This is a genomic window from Clostridium sp. HBUAS56010, assembly GCF_007115105.1.
GTDB lineage: Bacteria > Bacillota > Clostridia > Lachnospirales > Lachnospiraceae > Lacrimispora.
Window position 1 is genome coordinate 111,575 of record NZ_SULJ01000006.1, and the last position, 23,790, is coordinate 135,364.

The 23,790-nt window shown below is 42.7% G+C and carries 23 protein-coding genes; 3 read left to right on the top strand and 20 right to left on the bottom strand.

Annotation, left to right across the window (positions count from 1 at the left end):
- Positions 1 to 73: 73 nt before the first annotated feature.
- The 11 genes from FAY33_RS11150 to FAY33_RS11195 all read right to left on the bottom strand — a co-directional run bounded on the left by FAY33_RS11150 (position 74) and on the right by FAY33_RS11195 (position 10,382).
- Positions 74 to 2,221: a polyribonucleotide nucleotidyltransferase gene (locus FAY33_RS11150; protein WP_143321304.1), complete on the bottom strand. Its 2,148-nt coding sequence runs from the start codon at positions 2,219 to 2,221 to the stop codon at positions 74 to 76.
- A 185-nt stretch (positions 2,222 to 2,406) separates the two neighbouring features.
- Entirely contained in the window at positions 2,407 to 2,673 is a 267-nt protein-coding gene (rpsO, locus tag FAY33_RS11155) for a 30S ribosomal protein S15 (RefSeq protein WP_143321305.1), read from the bottom strand.
- 143 nt (positions 2,674 to 2,816) lie between these two features.
- Positions 2,817 to 3,017 (bottom strand): hypothetical protein, encoded by a 201-nt coding sequence (locus FAY33_RS11160; RefSeq protein ID WP_143321306.1) that lies wholly within the window; start codon positions 3,015 to 3,017, stop codon positions 2,817 to 2,819.
- Positions 3,018 to 3,078: 61 nt separating this feature from the next.
- Positions 3,079 to 5,184, bottom strand: a complete 2,106-nt coding sequence (locus FAY33_RS11165) for a PTS sugar transporter subunit IIA (RefSeq protein WP_185967589.1) — start codon at positions 5,182 to 5,184, stop codon at positions 3,079 to 3,081.
- Between the two features lie 364 nt (positions 5,185 to 5,548).
- Positions 5,549 to 6,391 (bottom strand): DUF4886 domain-containing protein, encoded by an 843-nt coding sequence (locus tag FAY33_RS11170; protein WP_143321308.1) that lies wholly within the window; start codon positions 6,389 to 6,391, stop codon positions 5,549 to 5,551.
- A 97-nt stretch (positions 6,392 to 6,488) separates the two neighbouring features.
- The gene (gene larC / locus FAY33_RS11175; protein WP_143321309.1) at positions 6,489 to 7,787 is read right to left on the bottom strand and encodes a nickel pincer cofactor biosynthesis protein LarC; all 1,299 of its coding nucleotides are present in this window, start codon (positions 7,785 to 7,787) and stop codon (positions 6,489 to 6,491) included.
- On the bottom strand, positions 7,780 to 8,532 hold the full coding sequence (larB, locus tag FAY33_RS11180) for a nickel pincer cofactor biosynthesis protein LarB (RefSeq protein WP_143321310.1): 753 nt from the start codon (positions 8,530 to 8,532) through the stop codon (positions 7,780 to 7,782). The genes larC and larB overlap by 8 nt, the downstream gene beginning before the upstream one ends.
- Before the next feature lie 101 nt (positions 8,533 to 8,633).
- Positions 8,634 to 8,813 (bottom strand): hypothetical protein, encoded by a 180-nt coding sequence (locus tag FAY33_RS11185; RefSeq protein WP_143321311.1) that lies wholly within the window; start codon positions 8,811 to 8,813, stop codon positions 8,634 to 8,636.
- 99 nt (positions 8,814 to 8,912) lie between these two features.
- Positions 8,913 to 9,629: a biosynthetic peptidoglycan transglycosylase gene (locus tag FAY33_RS11190; RefSeq protein ID WP_143321312.1), complete on the bottom strand. Its 717-nt coding sequence runs from the start codon at positions 9,627 to 9,629 to the stop codon at positions 8,913 to 8,915.
- 31 nt (positions 9,630 to 9,660) lie between these two features.
- A complete protein-coding gene (locus FAY33_RS19465; RefSeq protein WP_185967590.1) occupies positions 9,661 to 9,834 on the bottom strand; it encodes a hypothetical protein in 174 nt (57 codons plus the stop codon).
- A 155-nt stretch (positions 9,835 to 9,989) separates the two neighbouring features.
- Positions 9,990 to 10,382 carry a LytTR family DNA-binding domain-containing protein gene (locus FAY33_RS11195; protein WP_143321313.1) on the bottom strand — a complete coding sequence of 131 codons (393 nt, stop codon included), beginning with the start codon at positions 10,380 to 10,382 and terminating at the stop codon, positions 9,990 to 9,992.
- Between the two features lie 188 nt (positions 10,383 to 10,570).
- Between FAY33_RS11195 and FAY33_RS11200 the strand changes: the two genes are divergently transcribed.
- Positions 10,571 to 10,783, top strand: coding sequence for a hypothetical protein (locus tag FAY33_RS11200; RefSeq protein ID WP_143321314.1), 213 nt, complete (start codon positions 10,571 to 10,573; stop codon positions 10,781 to 10,783).
- Between the two features lie 73 nt (positions 10,784 to 10,856).
- On the opposite strand, the gene FAY33_RS11205 is transcribed toward FAY33_RS11200, so the two are convergent.
- From FAY33_RS11205 to uxuA, 3 genes are all read right to left on the bottom strand, one after another.
- A complete protein-coding gene (locus tag FAY33_RS11205) occupies positions 10,857 to 12,914 on the bottom strand; it encodes a methyl-accepting chemotaxis protein (protein WP_143321315.1) in 2,058 nt (685 codons plus the stop codon).
- Between the two features lie 264 nt (positions 12,915 to 13,178).
- Positions 13,179 to 14,027 carry an SDR family oxidoreductase gene (locus tag FAY33_RS11210; RefSeq protein ID WP_143321316.1) on the bottom strand — a complete coding sequence of 283 codons (849 nt, stop codon included), beginning with the start codon at positions 14,025 to 14,027 and terminating at the stop codon, positions 13,179 to 13,181.
- A gap of 15 nt (positions 14,028 to 14,042) precedes the next feature.
- Entirely contained in the window at positions 14,043 to 15,098 is a 1,056-nt protein-coding gene (gene uxuA / locus FAY33_RS11215) for a mannonate dehydratase (protein WP_143321317.1), read from the bottom strand.
- 153 nt (positions 15,099 to 15,251) lie between these two features.
- Between uxuA and FAY33_RS11220 the strand changes: the two genes are divergently transcribed.
- A complete protein-coding gene (locus FAY33_RS11220; RefSeq protein WP_143321318.1) occupies positions 15,252 to 16,130 on the top strand; it encodes a helix-turn-helix domain-containing protein in 879 nt (292 codons plus the stop codon).
- Positions 16,131 to 16,136: 6 nt separating this feature from the next.
- Here the strand turns inward: FAY33_RS11220 and FAY33_RS11225 are convergent, their stop codons facing one another.
- Together FAY33_RS11225 and FAY33_RS11230 are read right to left on the bottom strand one after the other, a co-directional pair.
- Positions 16,137 to 16,472 (bottom strand): AzlD domain-containing protein, encoded by a 336-nt coding sequence (locus tag FAY33_RS11225; RefSeq protein WP_143321319.1) that lies wholly within the window; start codon positions 16,470 to 16,472, stop codon positions 16,137 to 16,139.
- Complete coding sequence (locus FAY33_RS11230) at positions 16,469 to 17,299, bottom strand: AzlC family ABC transporter permease (RefSeq protein ID WP_347562685.1); 831 nt, start codon at positions 17,297 to 17,299, stop codon at positions 16,469 to 16,471. Before FAY33_RS11230 ends, FAY33_RS11225 begins: the two co-directional genes overlap by 4 nt.
- 138 nt (positions 17,300 to 17,437) lie before the next feature.
- On the opposite strand from FAY33_RS11230, the gene FAY33_RS11235 reads away from it, so the two are divergent.
- Positions 17,438 to 18,370: a radical SAM protein gene (locus tag FAY33_RS11235; RefSeq protein WP_143321320.1), complete on the top strand. Its 933-nt coding sequence runs from the start codon at positions 17,438 to 17,440 to the stop codon at positions 18,368 to 18,370.
- Positions 18,371 to 18,382: 12 nt separating this feature from the next.
- Here FAY33_RS11235 and ftsH read toward each other — a convergent pair whose 3' ends face one another.
- The 4 genes from ftsH to cobA all read right to left on the bottom strand — a co-directional run bounded on the left by ftsH (position 18,383) and on the right by cobA (position 23,783).
- The gene (gene ftsH, locus FAY33_RS11240) at positions 18,383 to 20,248 is read right to left on the bottom strand and encodes an ATP-dependent zinc metalloprotease FtsH (protein WP_143321321.1); all 1,866 of its coding nucleotides are present in this window, start codon (positions 20,246 to 20,248) and stop codon (positions 18,383 to 18,385) included.
- A 1-nt stretch (position 20,249) separates the two neighbouring features.
- Entirely contained in the window at positions 20,250 to 20,774 is a 525-nt protein-coding gene (gene bilS, locus FAY33_RS11245) for a flavodoxin family protein BilS (protein ID WP_143321322.1), read from the bottom strand.
- A 191-nt stretch (positions 20,775 to 20,965) separates the two neighbouring features.
- Positions 20,966 to 22,243, bottom strand: a complete 1,278-nt coding sequence (hemL, locus tag FAY33_RS11250) for a glutamate-1-semialdehyde 2,1-aminomutase (protein ID WP_143321438.1) — start codon at positions 22,241 to 22,243, stop codon at positions 20,966 to 20,968.
- Positions 22,233 to 23,783 carry a uroporphyrinogen-III C-methyltransferase gene (cobA, locus tag FAY33_RS11255; RefSeq protein ID WP_143321323.1) on the bottom strand — a complete coding sequence of 517 codons (1,551 nt, stop codon included), beginning with the start codon at positions 23,781 to 23,783 and terminating at the stop codon, positions 22,233 to 22,235. The genes hemL and cobA overlap by 11 nt, the downstream gene beginning before the upstream one ends.
- Positions 23,784 to 23,790 lie beyond the last annotated feature (7 nt).

Below are 23,790 nucleotides of genomic sequence, written 5' to 3' on the forward strand. Positions count from 1 at the left end.
AGCAGGAACCCAAAACAGGCAGCGTACAGAGCCATCAAACTCTGTACGCTGCCTGTAAACTTCCATCGGCTGCTTATTCTGCTGTTTTTGTTTCTTTTGTCTCTTTTTCTTCTTTGGACTCTTCTGCTTTTGCAGTTAAGTCTGTTGGCTTCATGCTTAAATTGATACGTCCCATCTTATCCACTTCCATAACCTTTACGGTTACTACATCGCCGATGTTCACTACATCTTCTACCTTTGCCACTCTCTTCTCAGAAAGCTTAGAGATATGAACCATACCGTCTTTATTCGGTGACAGCTCCACAAATGCACCAAAGTTCATGATTCTGACTACCTTACCTGTCATGATCTGACCTGCTTCAATATCAGTTACAATGCTCTTAATAATATTAACAGCACGGTCAATCATAGTCTGGTCGGTTCCGCACACGGATACGCTTCCATCATCAGAAATGTCGATCTTAACACCAGTCTCTTCAATAATCTTATTAATAACTTTGCCCTGTTTACCAACAACATCACCAATCTTCTGAGGATCAATGCTGATCTGGTCAATCTTAGGAGCATACTGTCCTACTTCTTTACGAGGTTCTTTGATTGCCTTTGCCATAACCTCATCCAGAATGTAAAGTCTTGCCTGTCTTGTGGTGCGGATTGCTTCTTCAATAATTGGTCTTGTTAAACCGTGAATCTTAATATCCATCTGAATGGCAGTAATCCCCTTATGGGTACCGCCTACCTTAAAGTCCATATCACCAAAGAAATCTTCCAGTCCCTGAATATCGGTAAGAACGATATAATCATCATCAGTATCTCCAGTAACCAGACCACAGGAAATTCCTGCGACTGCGGACTTAATTGGAACACCTGCTGCCATCAATGACATAGAGGAAGAGCAGATGCTTGCCTGAGATGTGGAACCGTTGGATTCCATGGTCTCAGATACGGTACGGATCGCATATGGAAATTCTTCTACAGAAGGAAGAACGGGAACCAATGCCCTCTCTGCCAATGCTCCATGACCAATCTCACGGCGTCCCGGACCTCTGGAAGGTCTTGTCTCTCCAACGGAGAAGGACGGGAAATTATAGTGGTGCATATAACGTTTGGAAGTCTCCATATCATCAATGCCGTCTAATCTCTGGCTCTCAGATAATGGTGCAAGAGTACAGATGTTTAAAATCTGTGTCTGTCCACGGGTGAACATGGCAGAACCATGAACTCTTGGAAGCATGTCAATCTCTGCTGCAAGAGGACGGATCTGATCCATGGCACGGCCATCAGGACGTTTATGGTCTTTTAAGATCATCTTACGGACAGTCTTCTTCTGATACTGGTAAACAGCCTCTCCCAGTACTTCAAGCCATTCTTCCTTGTCCGCAAATGCTTCTTGTAACTTGTCTGTAATCTTACGGATATTTTCTTCTCTTACCTGCTTCTCGTCGGTAAATACGGCAACTTCCATCTCTTCTGGTGTTACCACCTCACGAATTGCTGCAAATAATTCTTCCGGTACTGCGCAACTGGTGTAAGTATGCTTTGGCTTTCCGCATTCTGCTACGATGGTATCAATGAACTTGATAATCTCCTGATTCATCTGATGCGCCTTAAAGATAGCTTCAATCATGGTGTCTTCCGGTACTTCATTGGCTCCGGCTTCAATCATGATTACTTTTTCTCTTGTGGACGCAACGGTAAGTGCCATATCTGATTCCTGCTTCTGTGACTGGGTCGGATTCACCACAAGCTCACCGTTCACAAGACCGATCTGAGTGGAAGCACAAGGACCGTCAAAGGGAATATCAGAAATGCAGGTAGAGATTGCAGAACCTAACATTGCAGTCAGTTCCGGGCTGCAATCCTGGTCTACAGACATTACGATATTATCCAAAGTTACGTCATTGCGGTAATCTTTTGGAAACAGAGGACGCATAGGACGATCAATGACACGGGATGTCAAAACCGAATTCTCGGATGCTTTTCCTTCTCTTTTGTTAAAGCCGCCTGGAATTTTACCTACGGCATAAAGTTTTTCTTCATATTCCACACTGAGAGGGAAAAAATCAATTCCATCTCTCGGTTTGTCTGAAGCAGTTGCTGTGGACAAAACCACAGTATCTCCGTAGTGCATAAGCACTGCACCGCTCGCCTGCTTCGCTACTCTGCCAACGTCAACAGTCAGGGTTCTGCCGGCAAGTTCCATACTAAAACTCTTGTACATACTGGATCTCCTTTTAAATCATTCATTATTTATATTAAACTGCAGAAGCTGCCGAAACTACTGATCTGCGCACAACCAGCCGTCTGTCATGAGTACATCAGCGGTCTCGGGGGATACTCCTGCTTTTAACACTCTTTTCTTAATAGACAGATAGGGTGGAGAAGTTCTCCACCCTAAATGGTTTATTATTTTCTGATTCCTAACTTCTCAATTAAAGCACGATAGCTGTCTAAGTCTGACTTCTTCAAGTAATTAAGAAGACCTCTTCTCTGTCCCACCATCATCAGAAGACCTCTTCTGGAATGATGATCTTTTGGATTGTGCTGAAGGTGATCAGTTAATTCTGTGATTCTCTCTGAGAGAATTGCAATCTGAACCTCTGGTGAACCTGTGTCGCCAGCTTTTCTTCCATATTCAGCAATAATAGCTGCTTTCTTTTCCTTTGAAATCATGTTGATTTCCTCCTTTAAATAATAAGTCTCACCACATGCCAAGCAATGGTTGGAGTATCCGAAATACCGGGCATCGGCGCAATTTAATACTTGTACAGTTTACCACAGTGGCATATCATTGTCAATTATTTCTATGACCTCATTTACGCCTGTCTCGCCAAAAGCTGAGTCGCCAGTTCTGCTGGTGTTAAACCATTTTCCTTTGCATTTTCCACAAACCTCCGTACCTCTTCCCGCTCTTTTGCGGCAACAAGCTGTTCTTTTCTTTCCTGAAGATCGTGAATAATGCAATCAATCTCTCTGATCTGTTCTTCCAGATTTGTTTTTCCTGATTTCTTTCGCATTGTCATTACCCTTTTTTGTTCATATTCGTTATTACTTCGGACTGGCAGTGAGGCACAGTTCCTATAAAAATAGCTGATGCAGTTCTTTTGCCGTATCTGCTCCCATAAACCTGCCATAAGCACCTTCATCTGCAAAAATGACAGACAGATCCCTAAGTACCTCCAGATGACTGTTTCCATCTGCACTTGCCAGGACAAAAAACAGATTGGCATATTTCTCTTTTGTAAAATAAACCTTTTCCCTTACTTTTAACAGGGACATGGACGCCGTCCTGACACCTGCCTGGGATCTTGCACTTGGAAGTGCGATTCCAGGAGCCAGCAAAATATAGGGACCAAGTTTTTCAATGGATTCAATCATGGCATCGGTATAGGAAGGTTCAATGCTTTTTTCTTCCTCCAACGGCTTTGCGGAAAGGCGGATGGCTTCCTTCCAGTTATTTACAGAATCTTTGATCCTGATCCTGTTCTCTGTCAGTAAATCCTTCAACATCTGGCTTTTTCCTGCCCCATAATTTATTTTCACCCTGTTTATCCTAAAATATTCTTCCATTTTACTGCGCAGATATATCTGGTCCCCTATATTCATAAATTCCTCTGACATTGCGGAAAAATCTTCTAAAAATCTCAACAGATCTTCATCCTTTGAAATCTTATGTTCTGCCAGTTTTTTTATTCGTTCTTTCTCATGATCTGTAAGAAACGTATTCACAACAACAACGGGAATTTCATGAAACTCTATGGGAATGGCGGATACGATCATATCCGCGTACTCTGAAAATCTGATTAGATCGTGAAACAAAGAAGCCGTCAGCACCCTTGCTCCCGGCAAAAGGTTCTGAATCTGACCTTGAAGCAAAACAGCCGTATGGGAATTTCCGGCGTATACCACCAACACATAGGGTGCCCGCACTGCAATCCGCTTTGTCTTATACATACCCCCTAAAAAATTAAGACTAAATAAAACACAGTCCTCTTCAGTGAATGTCCCCAAAACACCGCCTACATCTTCTACGGACTTCTTAGTCAGCCTGATGATATGAATGTAATGCTTTTCTACCTCCTGTATTAAAGGATTAAATACTTTAATACCATATCTCCTTCTAAGCAGAATACATTTTAAGCTAAGGGTCACGGCTTTTTCCAATTCCTCTTTGTCTTCAAAAAAGATTCCTATGTAAGTCTCGAATTTTTCAATAATCTGCCTGGCATAAAAATTCAGATTCTCCCTTTTTACAGGAATAGAAATCAGATCTGTGCCAGATTCCCCACAGACACATACCAGCATACGTGCCAGACTCTCTGCCATTCCATGCCTGCCTGAATCAAGATAAGGAACTTTATCATAAGAATGTTCCTTTCCGCCTAAAACCGTATTTACAATTCCTGACTGATAAAGAATACTGCGAATCCGGCAGTTGTAAATACTCATCCGGTAATAATCAGGAATCATATTGAGGGAAATCGTGTGTCCCTGCCGGATTCTCCGCGATATCAGGGTACATACGGCACCAAAAGTATACACTGCTTCCCGGCTGATAAACAGATGAAAAGACTCTGCCGTCACAGTAAACATCCGACGCACAGCTTCTACATCATTCCTGGAAAATTCATATAAGGACATTGCCATCTCATAATTCTTCGGATAAAATTCCAGAAAAATCTTAGAAACTACCCATAAGCTGAGCCTGTGGACATTGTATTCTTCTCCCACAAGAGCATAGCCATGGTTTCCAGCCATATACCCAAGCTGAAAATCTCTCAGAATCCGATTAACCTCAGCCAGGTCCAGAATACAGGTATTTCTGCTAATCCTGAACCGTTCCATGATGCTGTGGGTGGATAAATGCCTTTCACGGATCAGCAGGACAATAAGATAAATTCTTCTTTCTCTTGGTGAAAAATCAAACTCTTCATAACTGGCCTTTGACAGTCGTTCTTTCAGCCTTTTCTTTAACTCCCCCTTCTTTATATAAAGTTCCCGCCGCTGTTGTGAGGAATCCTCCTCCAGCCGGTTTTCAATCAGCCAGATCCGACAATTTTGTATAAGAAGATATGCTGCGCTCTTTGATATATCCAAATATTGCATTACCTCGTGTACGCCAAAGGGTGTATCACTATTTTTTGAGGCATCAAGAATAACCCCCATTTGATAATTCAAACGCATAGTTTTCCTCTCCAGGGTCCAAGTCCAATACATGGTTATGGATGATTTTGTACATTACATCTACAATAATGTTATATTCAAAACTTTCGTTCGTCAATATTATTCCATCAATTTGTTCGTTTAACTCAAAATATGTATTCCATTATATATTTATATCATTTTTACTTACTTTTTTATCCATTTCGTCCAATTATTACTTTTATTTAAGGGATTATGTCATTAGATGTCTAATTTTCGGGAATGTAAGATTCTTTTTTTATAACTATTAAAAAAACCCGAAAGATTCACATGCTTCTGTGACCTTTCAGGTTTCTATGATTGAAATACTGATACAATCAAAATTGAAATCAGCAGAAATGTGATATCAGTTCATTCCTCCAGCAATCTGCTGAAGCTTAAAAACTGTATCCCCGTCCAGATCTGCACTGTAAGCCACACCTTCCGGAGTCTGGTCAAATAAAGTCTGATACAAAACACAGGCCGCCAGATAAGTTCCTTCTAAAGACGGATGACTTTTATCCTCGTCCCACAGCTCAATCTCCGGATATGCCTGGGCACATCTCATAAATGCAATCCCCGCAGGAGCTGTCAGAAGATCCAGTTCCTCTGCCGCATTGAGATAGTTTTGAGCCATTCTGGTCTGCATCTCTTCTCTGGTATTCTTATTGTTAATTCCTAAAATCTTATGGGAAAAACCATCCTTATGAGCCCAGGTCATAAAAAGTACAGACTCTCCTCCTGCCCTGCGCACCAGCTCATCAAGGGTCTCCACAGCAGAAAGCATGATGGTATCCCCAACAAGAGCCATTCCGGTATTCTCCTGCATCACCACATAATCCCATGTATGGTCTGAAAGTGCTTCATATGCCTGTGCCCCTAACTCATCCTGGGGGTCTGCAAACTCCTGCAGGGTATAATAGCCTTCTGTCAGTTCATACACATCCGGATTAAATCCGCCGCTCATGCTTAGCTGTGCAAAAACACCTGGAAGCTGGTTGGAATACGTCATACTGTTTCCTATAAATAATACTGTCGGGTCTGTCTTTATCTCCGCTGGCTTTTTTAAATTCAATTCCTGGCCGAAATCCATAGCCTGGACTTTGCCGCCCGATATCATGTTAAAAAACCAGTAATACAGACCCCCAAATAAAGCGCAGAGTAAAATAATAATTCCTATTATAACTTTTAATACAATTGACTTTTTCATACTCCTCCTTAAAAAAATTGACTCATTTAAATATCGGACTCCCCCCAGAAAACTATAGCAAAACAGTTGTTAATTTTACGTTAATTTAGAGCCGGTCTTATGCCTGACTGTTTTTTGTGGCAGCTTCCCGGATCAATCCATAGACCGTCTGAGGATCCATGCCACTTTTTTTACAGATTTCCCTCACACTTTCATATTCCGGGTAATAATACACCTGGTCCTTCCAAGAGCATACCTTAACTTCTGCCAGTCCCCAGGAGGTATTTACCTGATGCTTTTTCCTCTGTAAAATAGTTCTGGATACAGAGTGCTTTCTGATTCCAATGGTAGTCGTCTGTACAAATATAATATTTTCCATGGCTTCTACCTGATCTTCTTCACACAAAACAGAAATCTTATAGGCAGGGCGGTTTTTCTTCATATATACAGGAGTATACCAGACATCTGCGGCACCCGCTTCCAATAGAGACTCCATGGCCATCCCCAATATCTCCCCTGTGCAGTCGTCAATATTGGCCTCCAGTTCCCACATCTGTTCTTTTTTTACTGAATCATCTTCCAGCATCATGACACGCAGTACATTGGCATGTTTAAAATCCTTTTTACCCGCACCAATTCCAGTCTTTACAATCCGGCAGGAAGAAGGCAGTTCTTCTCTTGTCCTGAGGGCTGCTGCAATTGCTGCTCCAGTGGGAGTCACCATCTCTCCCTGATTATCCGTCAGGCGGAGTTTCAGTCCGTATCTGGAAACAATATTAACCGTGGCAGGAACAGGAACCGGTATGATTCCATGCTGGCACCGCACACTTCCAAATCCTTCGGTCAAAGGGGATACCACAATCTCCGTCACTCCCAGATTATCCAGACAAACGGCAGTTCCAATGATATCCACAATGGAGTCAATTGCTCCTACCTCATGAAAATGGACCTCATTGACAGGCAGACCATGAGCCTTAGATTCCGCTTCTGCCACAATCTCAAACATTCGTTTTGCCATCTGTTTTACCCGGTCATTGGATTTTAAACGGTCAATCACTTCATACACAGCCTGTAGGTTGCGGTGAATATGAGAATGGGAAGAATCGTGATTTTTATGGTCTTCGTGCCCATGACTATGGACGTGTTCGTGTTCCTCATGCTCATGGCTGTGAACGTGTTCATGTGCTTCATGTTCATGGCTGTGACTCCCATGGTCTTCATCCAGATGAACATGGAAATCATAGGCATCCAGCCCACACTTTTTTGTTCTCCCGAAATGCAGATGATACCCGCCTAATGACAGGCTGTCAAGCGCCTCTGACAGTACATTCCGGTCCGCTCCAAGATCTAAAAGGGCACCAACCGTCATATCTCCGCTAATACCTGAATTACACTCAAAATATAAAATTTTATTCATTTGATTTCACCGCCAGTCGATTAATTTGTGTTGCTGTATATCCGGCTCCATAGCCATTGTCTATATTGACAACAGAAATTCCGTTTGCACAGGAATTAAGCATGGTTAAAAGGGCTGACAAGCCATGAAAGCTGGCTCCATATCCGACAGAAGTAGGAACTGCAATCACCGGGCAGTCAGAAATCCCTGCAATCACAGTGCCCAGCGCCCCTTCCATTCCTGCCACTGCAACAATGCAGTTTGCCTTTTCCAGACGATGACGTTTGGATAAAAGCCGGTGGATTCCCGCCACGCCCACATCAAAAACCCGATCCACATAACAGCCAAAATATTCTGCTGTCTGTGCGGCTTCCTCTGCAACAGGAATATCCGCTGTTCCTCCGGTACACACACAAACCCAGCCTGTACGCTCTTTTCCCGGCTTTTCCACCTTTAAGATTCTGGAAATGGGATCGTAGGATATGAAGGGTATCACGGACCTTACCTGCTCGTACTGCGCCTGGCTTGCCCTGGTTCCAAAAACTTCCCCATCCCTTTCATAGAGTTTTTTATAAATCTCCACCAGATATTCTTCCGGTTTTCCCTGACAAAAAACAGTTTCTCCAAAGCCGGACCTGAGCTGCCTGTGATGATCCAGTTTTGCATATCCCAGATCCTCGTAAGGAAGATCCTTTAAAAGCTGCTCGCCTTCTTCAATCCCCATCTCTCCGGATTGGATCTGCAAAAGCATGTTCTTAATGTCCATAACCGCCAACCTTTCCTATAAAAAAAATACCAGAAACAGACCTACGCATTCCGTGGAATACCGGTACCTTTCTGGTATTTGCTTTGATTTATAATGCCTGATCAATAGAAACCGGACTCTGTTCCATTCCACTTAAGCTCCTTAACACTTTTTACCGGGCTTTTTATATCATGTCCGGATCTCTTAGCGCTGAAATAATTATAAGAACCGGCACAAAGAAACACCACAATCAAACAGAACGTCAGCAGCATGATCTTGTTATAAGTTTTATTATCTTTCATACATTCTCCCCTCTATATGAAAACACTCCAGTTGTGCTGCACCTGTGTCTTTCCCAACACCTCCATTATACCGTTTTTTTTGTGAATCTTCAAGCATTATCACTGAAAAGCTACCATCTGTTCTGATACAGTTTCCACTTCTTCTGCCGAAAGATAGCCACAGGCTTCCATTCGGGAAATCACTTTTTTCTGACGCTTCTGCGCCAGCTTTAAATTTTTAGTAGGCGCATATTTAGAAGGAGCATTGGGTACTCCTGCTAACAGGGTACTTTCATAATCCGTCATCTCCCCGGGAATCTTTTCAAAATAGCCCTTGCTGGCATCCCCTACACTGTAGTACCCATCGCCATAATAAATGCAATTTACATACAATTCAAATATCTCATCTTTCGAATAATTTTTTTCCAGTTCAAATGCCATAAATACTTCTGCCACTTTTCTTGGCAGTTCTTTTTCCTGACTGAAATACAGATTCTTTGCGAGCTGCTGGGTTATGGTACTTCCGCCTTCTACATAGCGTCCTGCCTGGACATCGTGCAGGATCGCCCTGCCAATTGCAATCACATCAATCCCGCCGTGCTGAAAGAACCGGTGATCCTCCACCGACACAACGGCATTCACATAGATATCAGGTAAACCGGCAAAAGAAGTGTAACCCTCTTTCTGCTGCACCTCTCCCACCCGTTCTAAAAGACTTTGCGTCTCCAGAGCGTTCCGGTAAAGTTCATAACCTTTATACGTCACAGTGAATCCGGCTAACAGACAAACCATGACAAATAAAAACAATATTTTTCTTATCAGGTGATTTGATTTCATCCGCTCACTGCCTCCTTTTTCCTATGGTTTCCTATGTTACTTCTTTGATTGTATCATAGACTCCCATTAAAAGCAGGAATAATTCCTTATATTTCCCTAAAATTTTCGGAATATTTCTGACGATTTTTTTACTATTTCTTACAAATATTGCCAGATAATTAGAAAACAGACAGTGAAATCGGCTGATTTTCGCTGTCTGTTCCATTGAATTTTCATGAATAGTAATTGATTTTCAGAGATGAAATGCCGAAAATAGAAAGGACCAGATGATCCGGATAGATCAACCATATCACCGGAACTTTCCTATGGCAACGGGCTTTGCAGTTTTTGTCTGATTTGTTGCGTTTATTCCGTATGTATCTACAAAATTCTACAACTTCGCTCTAAAAATTCCTGATATCTGGTTTCAAATATTTTTTTCCTACTATCATTCACATACAGACAGTCTCCATTCTGCATCTGTACTATCCCAGCTTTTACATTTCTTATCTGCTGCATGTTAATAAGATTGTGCTGGTTGATCCGGATAAAACTTTCTTTTGGAAGCCTGTCCTCTTCTTCATTCAGTTTTGCCCGTATCCGCATCCTTCCTTCCTGTGAGATCACACTGGTCTTTCTGTAATAAGATTCCAGATAAAGGATCTCCCTGATATCCAGAAAATAAGACTGACCGTTAAAGGACACCCTATACTTTATCTGTGTGCAGTTCAATGTAAAAATAAATTGTTTATTCAAAAAAAAGACAATTATCACCTCATAGTTCCTCCGCTGTTCATTTCATTTTCCCGGCATGACTATATTTTTCCGCCAGGCAAGGTATATAACGAAGGAAAATAGTGGTTATAACGCATCTCATGGTTTTGGCAGTGTCATGAATAATTACGATGATTTTCCGAACACTAATTTAAACCGTCAAAATACAGCAAAAAGGAGAACCAACTATGAAATCAGAAAAAAGCGAAAATAAAAAAGACAAGAAACCATCTGCAACAGCAAAGAATAATTATGATGTAGATATTCAGGCATGCTCTGCCATGGACTGCACCGGACTGATTCCTTCTGCTCCAGAAACAGAGGATGAATTGGAAGCATATGAGGATATTTATCCTTATATTACTCATGCCAAAAAAGTAAAAGATGATAAAACAAAATAAAAAATGAAGCATAAAAACATCTGTGCTGTCCGTTCATGGTTTTACCATAGGGGATAACACAGATGTTTTTTATTTAGCGAATGCGAAATTTACTCATTAATTCATTTAAATTCTCTGCCTGACTGGAAAGTTCTTCACTTGCTGCCGCACTTTCTTCAGCAGTTGCGGAATTACTTTGTACCACTGAGGAAATTTGCTCAATTCCAACCGTAACTTCATTGACTTTCTCACTCTGTTCTTTTAACTCTTCTGCCGACTGCTTAATGGCAAGAACCATGCTCTTTGTTTCTGAAAGGATTCCGTTTAAGGATTGTCCTGTGGAAGCTGCAATATTGGTTCCGCTGTTGACTGCTAAAATAGTATCTGCAACCAGGCTTGAGGTATCCTTTGCCGCATTGGCACTTTTTCCTGCAAGATTCCTTACCTCATCTGCCACAACTGCAAATCCTTTTCCTGCCTCTCCGGCTCTTGCGGCTTCCACTGCCGCATTCAGTGCCAGAATATTGGTCTGGAAGGCAATGTCCTCAATCAGCTTATTGACCTTTTCAATCTCTTTGGATTTGCGGTTGATCTGGTTCATGGATTCCAGCATCTCCTGCATCTTTTCATTTCCCTCTTCCATGGCTTTTCCTACATTTCCTGCCTGCTGGTTCATTCCCTCTACGGATTTTGCCGTATTCATCAGGCTGTGGGAAATCTCATTGACAGAAGAAGAAAGCTGTTCCACGGCTGCTGCCTGCTCCACAGCACCCTGACTCAGGTTCTGGGCTCCCTGAGAGACCTGTGCACTGCTCTTTGCCACTTCGTCTGCAGAATCACCGACCGTTGTCATGGTCTGGGAAAGCATCTCTTCGGTTCTGTTTATAGCCTGCTGGATCATCTCGTAATCCCCTTTAAAATCCGTTATCTCGGAACGGGTAAAGTCTCCTGAGGCAATCTTATCCAAAACAGTTACAATGGTCCCATTGATATTTCTTACGTTCTCAACATAATTGGAAGCTTCTTCCGCAAGGATTCCAATTTCGTCTTTCCTGTTGACAACTGGAATCTCACTGGTTAAGTCTCCCTCTGACAACAGTTTCATCCGTTTTGCAATCGCAGAAATCGGTGCTGCTATAGGTGCTGCAAACCGGAATGCCATCAGACAGCCCGCAAGGATGGATGCCACTGCCAGAATACACATTGCGGCTGCTACGGTGTAAATGGAGGTGGTGGTTTCATTAAGCGGTGCAACTACTCCGATTGCCCAGCCATCGGTACCCGTCACAGGAGCATAGTAGCAAAACCGTTTTACCCCTTTATAATCATAGGTTCCAATTCCTGTTTTACCAGTCAGCATGGTCTGATACATGCGGGAAGAGGATGCATAAGATTTATCGGTCTTTGCCATCTCAATGAAATTCTGACGCTGGCTTACCACTTCCGGATAAATGCAGGCGATCATGGTTCCTGTATGGTCAATCAAGAAAGCATTGCCTGTTTTGCCGATGCGCAGATCCTTGATTAAATCACTCAGTGCAGTACCATCGTAAGTTGCCACTAAAATCCCCAGATCATAAGGGGCTGCCACACGGATCACCAGTTCATTGTTTGCATCAAACTCTGTGGTGGAAACCGTGGTTGTACCTTCTAACGCTTTGACTATGTAATCCCGGTCTGCATAACTTTCCCCTTCATGATTGCCGGTCGCACTGCGGGTAACAATTCCCTGATTGTTTACCACTTCCAGATCTTTGTATCCGTAAAGACTGCATTGGTTGTTCAAATATTCCGTAACCACTCTGGAGTTAATGGATTTCAGACTCCCGCCCTGGGTACTGGCTTCAATATTGGTTTTCATCTGACCTAAATTCTGTACCACCAGACTATTAACCAGCTTTCCGGTAGACTCCAGATCGCTTTTTACCACGCCTGTAATTCCCCTGTAACTGACTGAGATACTGATAACCATATTGGTCACTGCCAGGACCAGAATAATGGAAATGATGAATACAAGCATCTTCATCTTCAATGATTCCAAAGTAACGAATGCCCTAAATGGTGCTCCCCTTCTCCCTGATTTCTTATTCTTTGCTCCTTTCTCCACTTTGGCATTTCTCTGAATCCATTTCTTTTCCCCCGATGTCTTCATAGTTTTATGCTCCTTGTCTTATCATTGGTAAATGAAACCATTACATATTTTTATGGTTTTCATTATTATACGCTATTTTGTAATATTTTGTCAACTTATCCGTATAATGACAATATTTTTATACATATCTCACAATTGACAAAATTCGACACAACAATACAAAAAAGAGCCCCTTTATATTTTAATTTAAAAAGGATCTCTTTTTGTGCAATTTATCAATTTGATTTTCAGAGTCTTTCTATGCTCCCAGGGGATTTACCCGGATTAAACGCCTGAGTAAGAAGAAAATCCGCCATCTACCGGAAGAACCACGCCTGTAATAAATCCAGCCGCCTGATTATTTAATAAGAACAGCAATGCTCCGTTTAACTCTTCTGCCTCTCCAAACCGGTTCATAGGTGTAGCAGACAGAATCTTTTTTGTCCGTTCTGTGGGAGAACCATCTTCTTGAAATAAAAGCTTTTCATTCTGTTTTGTAACAAAAAATCCAGGTGCAATGGCATTAACACGGATTCCTGTCTTTGAAAAGTGAACTGCCAGCCACTTGGTAAAATTGCTGATGGCTGCTTTTGCACTACTATAAGCAGGAATCTTTGTCAATGGTGTAAACGCGTTCATGGAAGAAACGTTTAAAATGCTGCATCCTTTCCGTCCAATCATATCTTTTGCAAAGATCTGACAGGGAAGAAGGGTTCCAAGAAAGTTTAAACGAAAGACAAATTCCACACCAGACTGATCCAGATCAAAAAATGATTTGAGATCAGATTCAATATCTCCTGGCTCAAAATATTCTTTATCTGTATTGGCACTTGGATGATTTCCACCAGCTCCGTTAATTAAGATATCGCATGGACCCAGTTCTGCTAAAACTCTGGCATGAACGGTTTCAAGACTTTCCCTCTCCAGCACATTCGCCTGATAAGCGGTTGCGGTATGACCTTCCGTTCGAATAGATTCTGCGACTTTTTCTGCTGCGTCTATATTTAAATCAAGAACAGCAACCTTTGCTCCTGCTTTGGCAAGAGTTTTTGCAAACATTCCGCATAAAACACCGCCTGCTCCTGTTACCACTGCTACTTTTCCACTTAAATCTGTTCCAAATGCGAATTCCATCAATATTTTCTCCTTTTATCTGCTGGTTTTTTCAATTGCCTCCCAGAGGCCGTTCAAATAGGTAGCACCCAGGGCGCGGTCGTAAAGACCATAGCCTGCCCGTCCGGTCTCTCCCCATATCATACGACCGTGATCCGGGCGCACATAACCGTCAAAGCCATTATCAAAAAGAGCTTTTAAGATGGCAAACATATCAAGGGAACCGCACTTAGACAGATGAGCACGTTCCTCAAATCCTCTGTCATTATCAAGAACTTCTACGTTTCTGGCATGAACGAAGTGGATTCTTCCCATGGCTGCATATTTTTCTGCCATTTTTACCACATCATTTTTATTAGAACAGCCGTAAGAACCGGTGCAAAGTGTAATTCCATTATGAGGATCATCCACTAACTTTAAGAAACGGTCTACATTTTCCTCGCAGGTAATAATTCTTGGCAGACCAAAGATGCTCCAGCATGGATCGTCTGCATGAATTGCCATATTAACTCCACATTCAGCCGCTACCGGAATGACCTTTTCCAAAAAGTATTTTAAATGATCCCACAGATCTTCTTCTGAAATCGCCTGGTATTCCTTTACCACCTGTTGTAATTCTTCTCTGGTGTAGCTGGAATCCCATCCTGGAAGAGTCAGATCCCCCTCTGTCTCCAGAGGATTTACCTGATCCACCTGATCCTGATAATATACCAGAGTGGTAGAGCCATCTTCTAATACATGGTCTAACTGAGTTCTTGTCCAGTCAAAAACAGGCATGAAATTATAGCAGATACACTGAATTCCCGCTTCTGCCACCCGTCTGATATTCTCGCAGTAATTTTCAATATACTGATCTCTCGTCGGTTTGCCAAGCTTAATGTCTTCATGGACCGGAATGCTTTCAATGACTTCAAAAGCAAGCCCTGCATCTTCTGTTTCTTTTTTTAAGTGGGCAATGGATTCCCTGCTCCATACCTCTCCAACCGGAACATCATAAACTGCTGTTACAATCGAATGCATCCCTGGAATCTGACGGATATTCTGTAATGTAACCTTGTCATCGTCTCCATACCACCGAAATGATAATTTCATAAGAAACCTCCTCTTTTTTCATTTATTCGTATGGGTTTAGTATAAGCAAAAGAAAGAGAGATTACCATGGATGAATTTGCCGATCACATTGCAAATCTTGCGGCAGTCAGTTATAATGCTTGTATCAATGAATGATTAAGAAAGGAAAGCCTTATGAAAAAGGAATTGTCTACTGGTTTTAATGAACGGCAGTATATGAACTCGGGAGAATTTGAAGTGTTTTTTTATAAAGATATTCATTTAGATCATGTAATAGATCACAGCCACCCTTACTATGAGATTTACTTTTTCCTAAACGGAGATGTGACCTATGAAGTGGATGGGAATGAATATCGTCTGCAATATGGAGATTATCTGTTGATTCCCCCCGGTGTCAAACACCATCCCGTTTTTCATTCCCAGAGAGAAACTTACCAGCGCTTCGTTCTATGGATCAGCAAGCCATATTATGAATCCATGTGTTCCTGGTCCGAAGAATTCGCCTACAGTTTCCACTATGTACAGGAAAAAAAACAGTATCGGTTCCGTACGGATTTCATCTCTTTTCAAAATATTCAGGGGCAGCTTTTAGATCTTCTGGAAGAGCTGCACGGAAAAAAAGCATTCCATAAGCTTCATGCAGAACTACAGGTTCATTCCTTTCTTCTGCACTTAAACCGCATCACTTATGACATGCTTAACGCGGTTCCAAAGACTTATGAAAATGCTCTTTATTTAAACGTATGCGATTATATTAACAATCATCTGGAAAGTAATCTGTCCTTAGACCACCTGGCGTCTTTCTTCTATTCCAGTAAATACCACATCTCTCATGTGTTCAAGGACAACATGGGGATCTCTATTCACCAGTATATCGTCAAAAAACGCTTAAATGCCAGTAAAAATGGAATTCTCTCCGGCATTCCCTTAAAAGAATTGTGCCATCAGTACGGATTTTCTGATTATACCAGCTTTTACCGTGCTTTTAAAAAGGAATTCGGTCTTTCTCCAAAGGAATTCCGGGAACAGAAAGGGCTGCCAGAGGGGTATTAAACCATCTTAATGGAATACAGTCTGGATCAGAACCATGTAAAAGGCAGTTCCTGCTCCGATGCTTATCAGGGAATTGCCTTTCCAACAGTGGAGAAGGATAACCACTGCAATGGATAGAAACTCTGCTGCCCCATAAGGAAATGCAGAAAATATCGCCCCTTTTAAGCAATAAACCACCAAAAGACCAATGGTGGCATAAGGAAGCGTCTTTCCCAGGTAAAGAACGTATCTGGGGGTTTGCTTTCCTGCCGGAAATAAAAGAAATGGAAGGAAACGGGTAATAACCGTAGCCAGAATCATCACTGCTACGAGAATTCCAAATCTTATAGTCTCCTGGTTCATGACTGTCCCTCCTTTTTCTTTTCTCTATAATATCCTGCAGTGATCACGATTAAAATAAGAATCATCGCCGGCACAATAAACACACTTTGTCCAAATACTTTCAGACAGATGACAGAAGCTGCAATTCCCGTCAGCGCAGACTTATGCCCCTGACCGGATTTCCACTGATCTGTGAATATAACCACAAACAGAGCCGTCAGCGCAAAGTCCATACCCGCCGTATCAAAGGGAATCATTCCTCCTGCTATGGCACCCAGCAATGCCCCTAAAACCCAATATATATGATCCAGCAGGGAAATAAAAAAATACACCAGATTTTGATTCACCCCTTCTGGTGAATTCTCATTACATACAACAGAAAACGTCTCATCTGTCAGGGAAAAAATCAAATATGGTTTTAATCTGCCGGAACCTTTGTACCGGTCAAGCATGGATATGCCATAAAACAAATGCCTTGCATTGAGCATCAGGGACATAAAAAAAGCATAGAGAGGATTCACCGCTGCTATAAAAAACGTAATTCCAAGGTACTGAAGGCTTCCAGCGTATACAAACACGCTGATGAGAAGGGGCCACCAGATTCCATACCCGTTATTCCTCATGAGAATGCCATATGCCGCTCCTAAAACCAGGTATCCTGCCATCACTGGTATGGTCTTTTGAAACCCATGAGAAAGGGCTCTTTTCCAGGCGTCTTGTCCGTTCTTTTGTGTTTTTTGATCCTTTAAGCGGATCGGTTCCATGGTATTCATACAATCTCCTCTGATTGGGCAAGTCTGAAAACTGCTTAATTCCGGGTATGCGTCCGCTGTCTCTGATTCCGGCACGGTCTTCCTGCTTCTCCAAAACAGAGTGGAAAAACCCTGGCCACTGGTATATAATTTATCTTGACACGCAACGCATAAAAACCCATTGTTTCTTATAGTAACGTACAACAGTCACTTTGTCAATGACAGGAGATCTCCATGAATTATAAATATCTATACGAATCCTGCACGCTCTGTCCCAGAAAATGCAGGGTCAACCGACATACCATAAAAGGTCTGTGCGGTTGTACTGACACCATAAAAGCGGCACGCGCCGCACTTCATCACTGGGAGGAACCTTGTATCAGCGGCTCCAGAGGAAGCGGTACCATATTTTTCTCCGGCTGCACGCTGCGGTGTTGCTTTTGCCAGAACCACACCATCAGTCAGGAGGGGGCGGGTGAAGAACTTACAGAAGAAGAACTGGCAGACATCTTCTTAGACCTCCAGGATCAGGGTGCCCACAACTTAAATCTAGTCACTGCCACCCAGTATCTGCCCTCCATTTTAGAAGCACTGGATCTGGTGAAAGACAAGCTTACCATTCCAGTTGTCTATAACTGCGGAGGTTATGAATCCGCTTCTATCATAAAAGCCTTAAAAGACTATGTGGACATCTGGCTTCCAGATTTAAAATATCAAAGTCCAGAGCTTTCTTTCCGATACAGCAAAGCTTCGGATTATTTTGAGTCTGCTGCAGAAGCAATTCTTCAAATGATTGACCAGACCGGCGCTCCCCGGTTTGATTGTAAGGGGATCATAACAAAAGGGGTAATTATACGGCATATGATCCTGCCTGGCGGAAGAAAAGATTCCATCAATCTTCTCCACTGGATGAAGAACAACCTGCCGGACGGAATGTACTACATCAGCCTTTTAAGTCAATATACCCCCTTCTTTCACAGTAAGGATTATCCGGAGATCAACCGGAGGATTACGACTTATGAATACAATACCGTTTTAAAGGAAGCCATAAACCTCGGTCTGGATCAGGGATTTATGCAGGAAAAGAGCAGTGCAAAGGAAGAGTATACCCCTGACTTTGACTTAGAAGGCATTAAAAAAAAGAACCAAAGCAGGTTTCAGCTCTGATTCTTTCTTTCCTTATATCGCTTCTCTGCGGAAGATTTCCATGAATTCTTCTCCTGTAATGGTTTCCCGTTCCAGAAGGTATTCTGCGATTTCATGAAGCTTTTTTAAGTTATCTTTTAATATCTGGATGGCTTTCTGATGCTGTTCTCTGACAATTCGTATGACTGCCTCATCAATCTTTCTTGCAGTCTCCTGGGAACAGGCAAGAGAGGTATCACCGCCTAAATACTGATTGGTCACAGTCTCTAATGCAACCATGTCAAACTCCTCGGTCATACCATAACGGGTTACCATGGCTCTTGCGATTCTTGTCGCCTGTTCAATATCATTGGAGGCTCCGCTGGTCACGGTCTCAAAGATCAGTTCTTCCGCGGCTCTTCCTCCTGTAAATGTTGCAATCTTATTCAATGCTGCTTCTTTTGTCAGAAGGTGCCGTTCCTCTTCATCCACCTGCATGGTGTAACCAAGGGCACCTGAGGTTCTTGGAATAATGGTGATCTTATGAACTGGTGCGGAGTGGGTCTGGGAAGCTGCTACCAGGGCATGTCCTACTTCATGATAGGCAATAATCTTCTTTTCTTCCACATTGATGGAAGCGTCTTTTTTCTGGTATCCTGCGATAACCACTTCCACGCTTTCCTCCAGATCTCTCTGCATAACAGTTTTTCTTCCCATACGAACCGCTCTTAAAGCTGCTTCATTGATAATATTGGCAAGCTCTGCGCCACTGGCACCTGATGTAGCCAGTGCAATTCCATGGAAATCCACATCATCAGACAGCTTCACGTTTTTCCCGTGTACTTTTAAGATTGCTTCTCTTCCATTTAAGTCCGGAAGTTCCACCGGGATTCTCCGGTCAAACCGGCCCGGTCTTAACAGTGCCTTATCCAGAGAATCCGGACGGTTGGTTGCTGCAAGAATCACAACGCCTTTCTTACCGTCAAATCCATCCATCTCAGCCAACAACTGATTTAAGGTCTGTTCTCTTTCATCATTGCCGCTGAATCCGCCTCCGTCACGTTTCTTTCCTATGGTATCAATCTCATCAATGAAAACGATACAGGGTGCTTTATCATTCGCCTGTTTAAATAAATCACGGACCTTTGCAGCTCCCATACCCACAAACATCTCTACGAACTCAGAACCTGATATGGAGAAAAACGGAACATGTGCTTCTCCTGCTACCGCTCTTGCAAGAAGGGTTTTTCCTGTTCCGGGAGGTCCTACTAATAAGGCTCCTTTCGGCAAAGAAGCACCGATGTCTGCATACTTCTGAGGGTTGTGAAGAAAGTCTACGATTTCCTTTAATGCTTCTTTTGCTTCTTCCTGTCCAGCTACATCACGGAAGGTCTTTCCCGTTTCTGACTCCGCATAAATCTTTGGATTGGATTTTCCAAAAGACATGGCATTGGAACCGCCTCCCATGCGTTTTTGAAGCTGTCTGGATAAAAAGTTACCCAGAAATACAAAAATCAGAATCGGAACAATCCAGGTAAGTAAAAAAGTAAGCAGAGGAGACATCTGGGTTACGATGGTCTTTTCAAACTGGATATTATGGGCGACCAGTTTGTCTTTTAAGGTATCATCCGGCCATGGACCTGTTTTATAAACCTTGAATACCGGTTTCCCTTCCCAGTCCTTTGTCCCTGTATCGGATTTAAACTGAATCTCGGATTCTGTTCTTGCAACCGCCTGAACTTTTCCCTCATCAATCATCTCTAAAAATGTGCTGTATGGCACCTCTGTCATTGTCTTAGACTGCATCCACGGCACTGCCATGGCATTGAATATGATCATGAGTATAATCACAATAGCATAGTAATAAACAAATGACTTATTGGGCTTTTTACCAGAATCATTATCATCTTTTAATCCCATCTTACTCCTCCTTTTCTTTCGTTACCAATGTCAGAACAGACCGGACAAACCGGCTGGCATTTTCCAAATCTTTCTCATTGGGGTGAAGCATTGCATCTTCATAAGCAGAAATTAGTGTTCTGATCTGGGGCGTATCATTTACCGCCTGCATCTGCCTGTATTTCTCCAATATAGCGGGGCCTAATTTTCCTCCGCATAAAAAGCAGCCAAGGTATTCATTATCCTCTGAAAGGAACGCAGACACCTGCCGTTCCACCTGTTTTAAATAATCACTGTTTCCCATAAGTCCGCAGGTTCCAAACAGTGCAACCCGTTTCCCGTGCAGACTGGAAAGGAAATCCATCATCTCTGTCCTGCAGGTTCCCCGGTTATTCCAGAATCCCACAAAATAGGTGTCCGCTTCCTCTTTGTTTAACTCCTCCAGACTGACAATGTCTTTGGATTTTCCTGGAAGCGTCTCAAATATTTTCATGGCTACCTTTTGAGTATTTCCGGTTTTGCTAGTATATACAACCAAATAGTCCATATATTGAGCCCTCCTCTAAGAATAAAATATACCAAATTCGATTATTTATCAATAGATATTTCAAATGTTAATACAATTTATGTAATTTTTAGAATTCTACTCAATTTGGACTCTATTGGCTTTTTTAGGACATAAAAGAAACAGGCTGGAGTGTACGGGTTCGTACCAGTCTCCAGCCTGAATCATTCTCTTTACAGGCAATTTACAGCCCCTTTTTTTATAATCCTACAGGTTTTTTCAATATCTTCCTCCGTATGAGCCGCACACAAAAACAGAATCTCAAACTGGGAAGGAGCCGTATAAATCCCATGATCAAGCAGATAGTGAAAATACCTGGCATATTTTGCCGTATCTGAGGTAAGAGCTGTATCATAGTCCACTACAGGAGTTTTTGAAAAGAATACGCTAAAGAGAGAACCTGCCTGATTGATGCAGGTATCTGGAAGTGTTTCCTTTAATGCACTGGTCAACTTTTTCGCCTTTTCCTCTAAAGCCGGATAGATCTCCGGATGTTCCATTAACGCTTTTACCGTAGCAATTCCGGCGGCTGTGGCGATTGGATTGCCAGAAAGAGTTCCTGCCTGATACACATTTCCCACAGGAGAAACTGTTTCCATAATCTCTCTTTTTCCCCCATACACACCCATGGGCATACCTCCGCCTGCAATCTTCCCAAGAGTGGTCATATCGGGAATCACCTTATAATATCCCTGTGCTCCCCCAATTCCCATACGGAATCCGGTAATGACTTCATCAAAGATTAAAACAGCTCCATAACGGGTGGCGATCTCTCTCAAAAATTGGAGAAATCCGGGTTTTGGAGGAACCAGCCCCATATTGGCAGCAACCGGTTCCACCACAATGGCAGCGATCTCATCTGGAAATTTTTCAAATAAAGTCTTAACGGAATCTTCTCCATTGTACTGGGCAAGTAAGGTATGTTCTGTAAAGGAAGCGGGCACTCCGGCACTGTCTGGTGCAGAACCGGTTAATGCTCCGGAACCAGCTTTTACCAACAGTCCGTCAGAATGTCCATGATAACAGCCTTTAAACTTGATAATCTTATCTCTTCCGGTAAATCCTCTTGCTGCACGAATGGCACTCATAACCGCTTCTGTTCCTGAACTTACCATGCGCATCATCTCCATGGAAGGAATACATTCCTGAATTAATCTGCCTAAGGTCAGTTCTTTTCTGGTTGGTGCTCCAAAGGATAAACCAGACAGACAGGCTTCCCGTACCGCTTCTATTACAGGCTCATATCCATGCCCCAGAATGCAGGGTCCCCATGAGTTTACATAATCAATATATTCATTGCCGTCTTCATCATAGATATGGGAACCGGATGCCCGTTTAATAAAAACAGGAGTGCCGCCTACGGAACCAAAAGCCCGTACCGGACTGTTAACTCCTCCAGGAAAATAATCTCTGGATTCTTCAAATAGTGTTTTTGATGTTTCAAACTTCATGATCACATTCTCCCTCTTCTGATTCAGATTTCCCAGACTGGTTATAATCCCTGCAAAGAACTTCTGCCAGACCGGAAATGCTGTATTCTTCTGCAATTAAATCTGCTTTTCTTCCATATCCATTTAGTTTTGCTGCTGTGATATCACCAATACACACAATCCGCTGCTTCTTTAACGCTTCCATTTCCTTCCATGTGATTCCTTCAAAAAATGCCTCTGCTCCAGAAGCACTGGCAAAAACAAGATAATCCAGCTTTTCTTTTCCATCCTTTTGTCTGAGGTGAGTTCTGTCACCGCATACCTCGTAGAGAATCACATCATCATAAGAAACCTCTGCCTGATCAAAGATCTGGTTTAATTCTCTGGAACCTTTTCGTGATCTTGGAATCAAAACCCGGTCTTCTTTTGACAACCGTGATACCAGCCCCTGGGCTAAATCCTTTACCTGATACTGCCTTGGGGTAAAGTCAGACCGGAATCCATGTTTTAGCAGCTCATCTCCGGTTCCTTTTCCCACAGTTGCAAACTTCACAGCACCAACTGCCCGGTAATCTCTGCCCCATTCCATAAGTCCGGTAAAAAATTCCCTTACCCCGTTGGCGCTGGTAAATACAATCCAGGTATAAGCTGACAGACTCTCGTAGATGGACTTCATGCAGCTTTCTTTCCGATAAGTTTGTAGGGAAAGGGTCAGGCAATCCCATACCGCCGCACCAAGAGAAGTCAGTTCCTTTCTCAGTCTCTGGCGAAAAGAGGCAGTTCCCGTTATTCCCACCCGGCAGCCATATAACGGTGCCTGGAAAGTAGAAGAAAAATCAAGAGAGGCTACCTCGCCCACCACAATAATCGCAGGACTTTTAATCTTTGACTGTAAAACCTTTTCTTCTATATCCAATAACGTGCCGCGAACCACTCTCTGTTCCAGAAGGGTGCCGCTTTCTATGACTGCAGCGGGAGTTTCTTTTCCTTTTCCCTGCTGTATCAGTCCCTTTACAATCAGAGAAAGATTGCCAAGACCCATGAGAAAAACCAGGGTTCCAGAGAGTTTTGCAAACGCATTAAAATCAGGAGGTAAGGTTCCTTCAGAAGACAGAGTATGTCCGGTCATCACATGAAAACTGCGGCTTAATCCCCGATGGGTTACCGGAATTCCGGCACTGGCAAGTGCTGCCACTGCAGAAGTCACTCCTGAAACCACTTCATATGGAATTCCTTCCTCCGCAAGAGCCAGAACCTCTTCTCCGCCCCGCCCGAACACAAAAGGGTCTCCGCCTTTTAAACGGACAACATTGTGTCCCTTTTTAGCCAATTCTACCAATAACCCGTTAATCTCTTCCTGTTTCATGGAATGGGAACCTGCCCGTTTTCCTACATAGATCTTTTCACAGTGATCTGGAACCTCAAGAAGAAGACGGTCTGATAAAAGAGAATCGTAAACAACGGTATCGCAGTTTTTCAGTCTCAAAAGTCCCTTTTCCGTAATCAGTCCCGGATCACCAGGACCTGCGCCTACCAGATAGACAACTCCTGTTTTATTCATATTTCCT

Excerpts from the sequence above, each read along its gene's own strand:
- FAY33_RS11150 (WP_143321304.1), bottom strand. The coding sequence starts at position 2,221 with ATGTACAAGAGTTTTAGTATGGAACTTGCCGGCAGAACCCTGACTGTT.
- rpsO (WP_143321305.1), bottom strand. The coding sequence starts at position 2,673 with ATGATTTCAAAGGAAAAGAAAGCAGCTATTATTGCTGAATATGGAAGA.
- FAY33_RS11160 (WP_143321306.1), bottom strand. The coding sequence starts at position 3,017 with ATGCGAAAGAAATCAGGAAAAACAAATCTGGAAGAACAGATCAGAGAG.
- FAY33_RS11165 (WP_185967589.1), bottom strand. The coding sequence starts at position 5,184 with ATGCGTTTGAATTATCAAATGGGGGTTATTCTTGATGCCTCAAAAAAT.
- FAY33_RS11170 (WP_143321308.1), bottom strand. The coding sequence starts at position 6,391 with ATGAAAAAGTCAATTGTATTAAAAGTTATAATAGGAATTATTATTTTA.
- larC (WP_143321309.1), bottom strand. The coding sequence starts at position 7,787 with ATGAATAAAATTTTATATTTTGAGTGTAATTCAGGTATTAGCGGAGAT.
- larB (WP_143321310.1), bottom strand. The coding sequence starts at position 8,532 with ATGGACATTAAGAACATGCTTTTGCAGATCCAATCCGGAGAGATGGGG.
- FAY33_RS11185 (WP_143321311.1), bottom strand. The coding sequence starts at position 8,813 with ATGAAAGATAATAAAACTTATAACAAGATCATGCTGCTGACGTTCTGT.
- FAY33_RS11190 (WP_143321312.1), bottom strand. The coding sequence starts at position 9,629 with ATGAAATCAAATCACCTGATAAGAAAAATATTGTTTTTATTTGTCATG.
- FAY33_RS19465 (WP_185967590.1), bottom strand. The coding sequence starts at position 9,834 with ATGGAACAGACAGCGAAAATCAGCCGATTTCACTGTCTGTTTTCTAAT.
- FAY33_RS11200 (WP_143321314.1), top strand. The coding sequence starts at position 10,571 with ATGAAATCAGAAAAAAGCGAAAATAAAAAAGACAAGAAACCATCTGCA.
- FAY33_RS11205 (WP_143321315.1), bottom strand. The coding sequence starts at position 12,914 with ATGAAGACATCGGGGGAAAAGAAATGGATTCAGAGAAATGCCAAAGTG.
- FAY33_RS11210 (WP_143321316.1), bottom strand. The coding sequence starts at position 14,027 with ATGGAATTCGCATTTGGAACAGATTTAAGTGGAAAAGTAGCAGTGGTA.
- uxuA (WP_143321317.1), bottom strand. The coding sequence starts at position 15,098 with ATGAAATTATCATTTCGGTGGTATGGAGACGATGACAAGGTTACATTA.
- FAY33_RS11220 (WP_143321318.1), top strand. The coding sequence starts at position 15,252 with ATGAAAAAGGAATTGTCTACTGGTTTTAATGAACGGCAGTATATGAAC.
- FAY33_RS11225 (WP_143321319.1), bottom strand. The coding sequence starts at position 16,472 with ATGAACCAGGAGACTATAAGATTTGGAATTCTCGTAGCAGTGATGATT.
- FAY33_RS11235 (WP_143321320.1), top strand. The coding sequence starts at position 17,438 with ATGAATTATAAATATCTATACGAATCCTGCACGCTCTGTCCCAGAAAA.
- ftsH (WP_143321321.1), bottom strand. The coding sequence starts at position 20,248 with ATGGGATTAAAAGATGATAATGATTCTGGTAAAAAGCCCAATAAGTCA.
- bilS (WP_143321322.1), bottom strand. The coding sequence starts at position 20,774 with ATGGACTATTTGGTTGTATATACTAGCAAAACCGGAAATACTCAAAAG.
- hemL (WP_143321438.1), bottom strand. The coding sequence starts at position 22,243 with ATGAAGTTTGAAACATCAAAAACACTATTTGAAGAATCCAGAGATTAT.
- cobA (WP_143321323.1), bottom strand. The coding sequence starts at position 23,783 with ATGAATAAAACAGGAGTTGTCTATCTGGTAGGCGCAGGTCCTGGTGAT.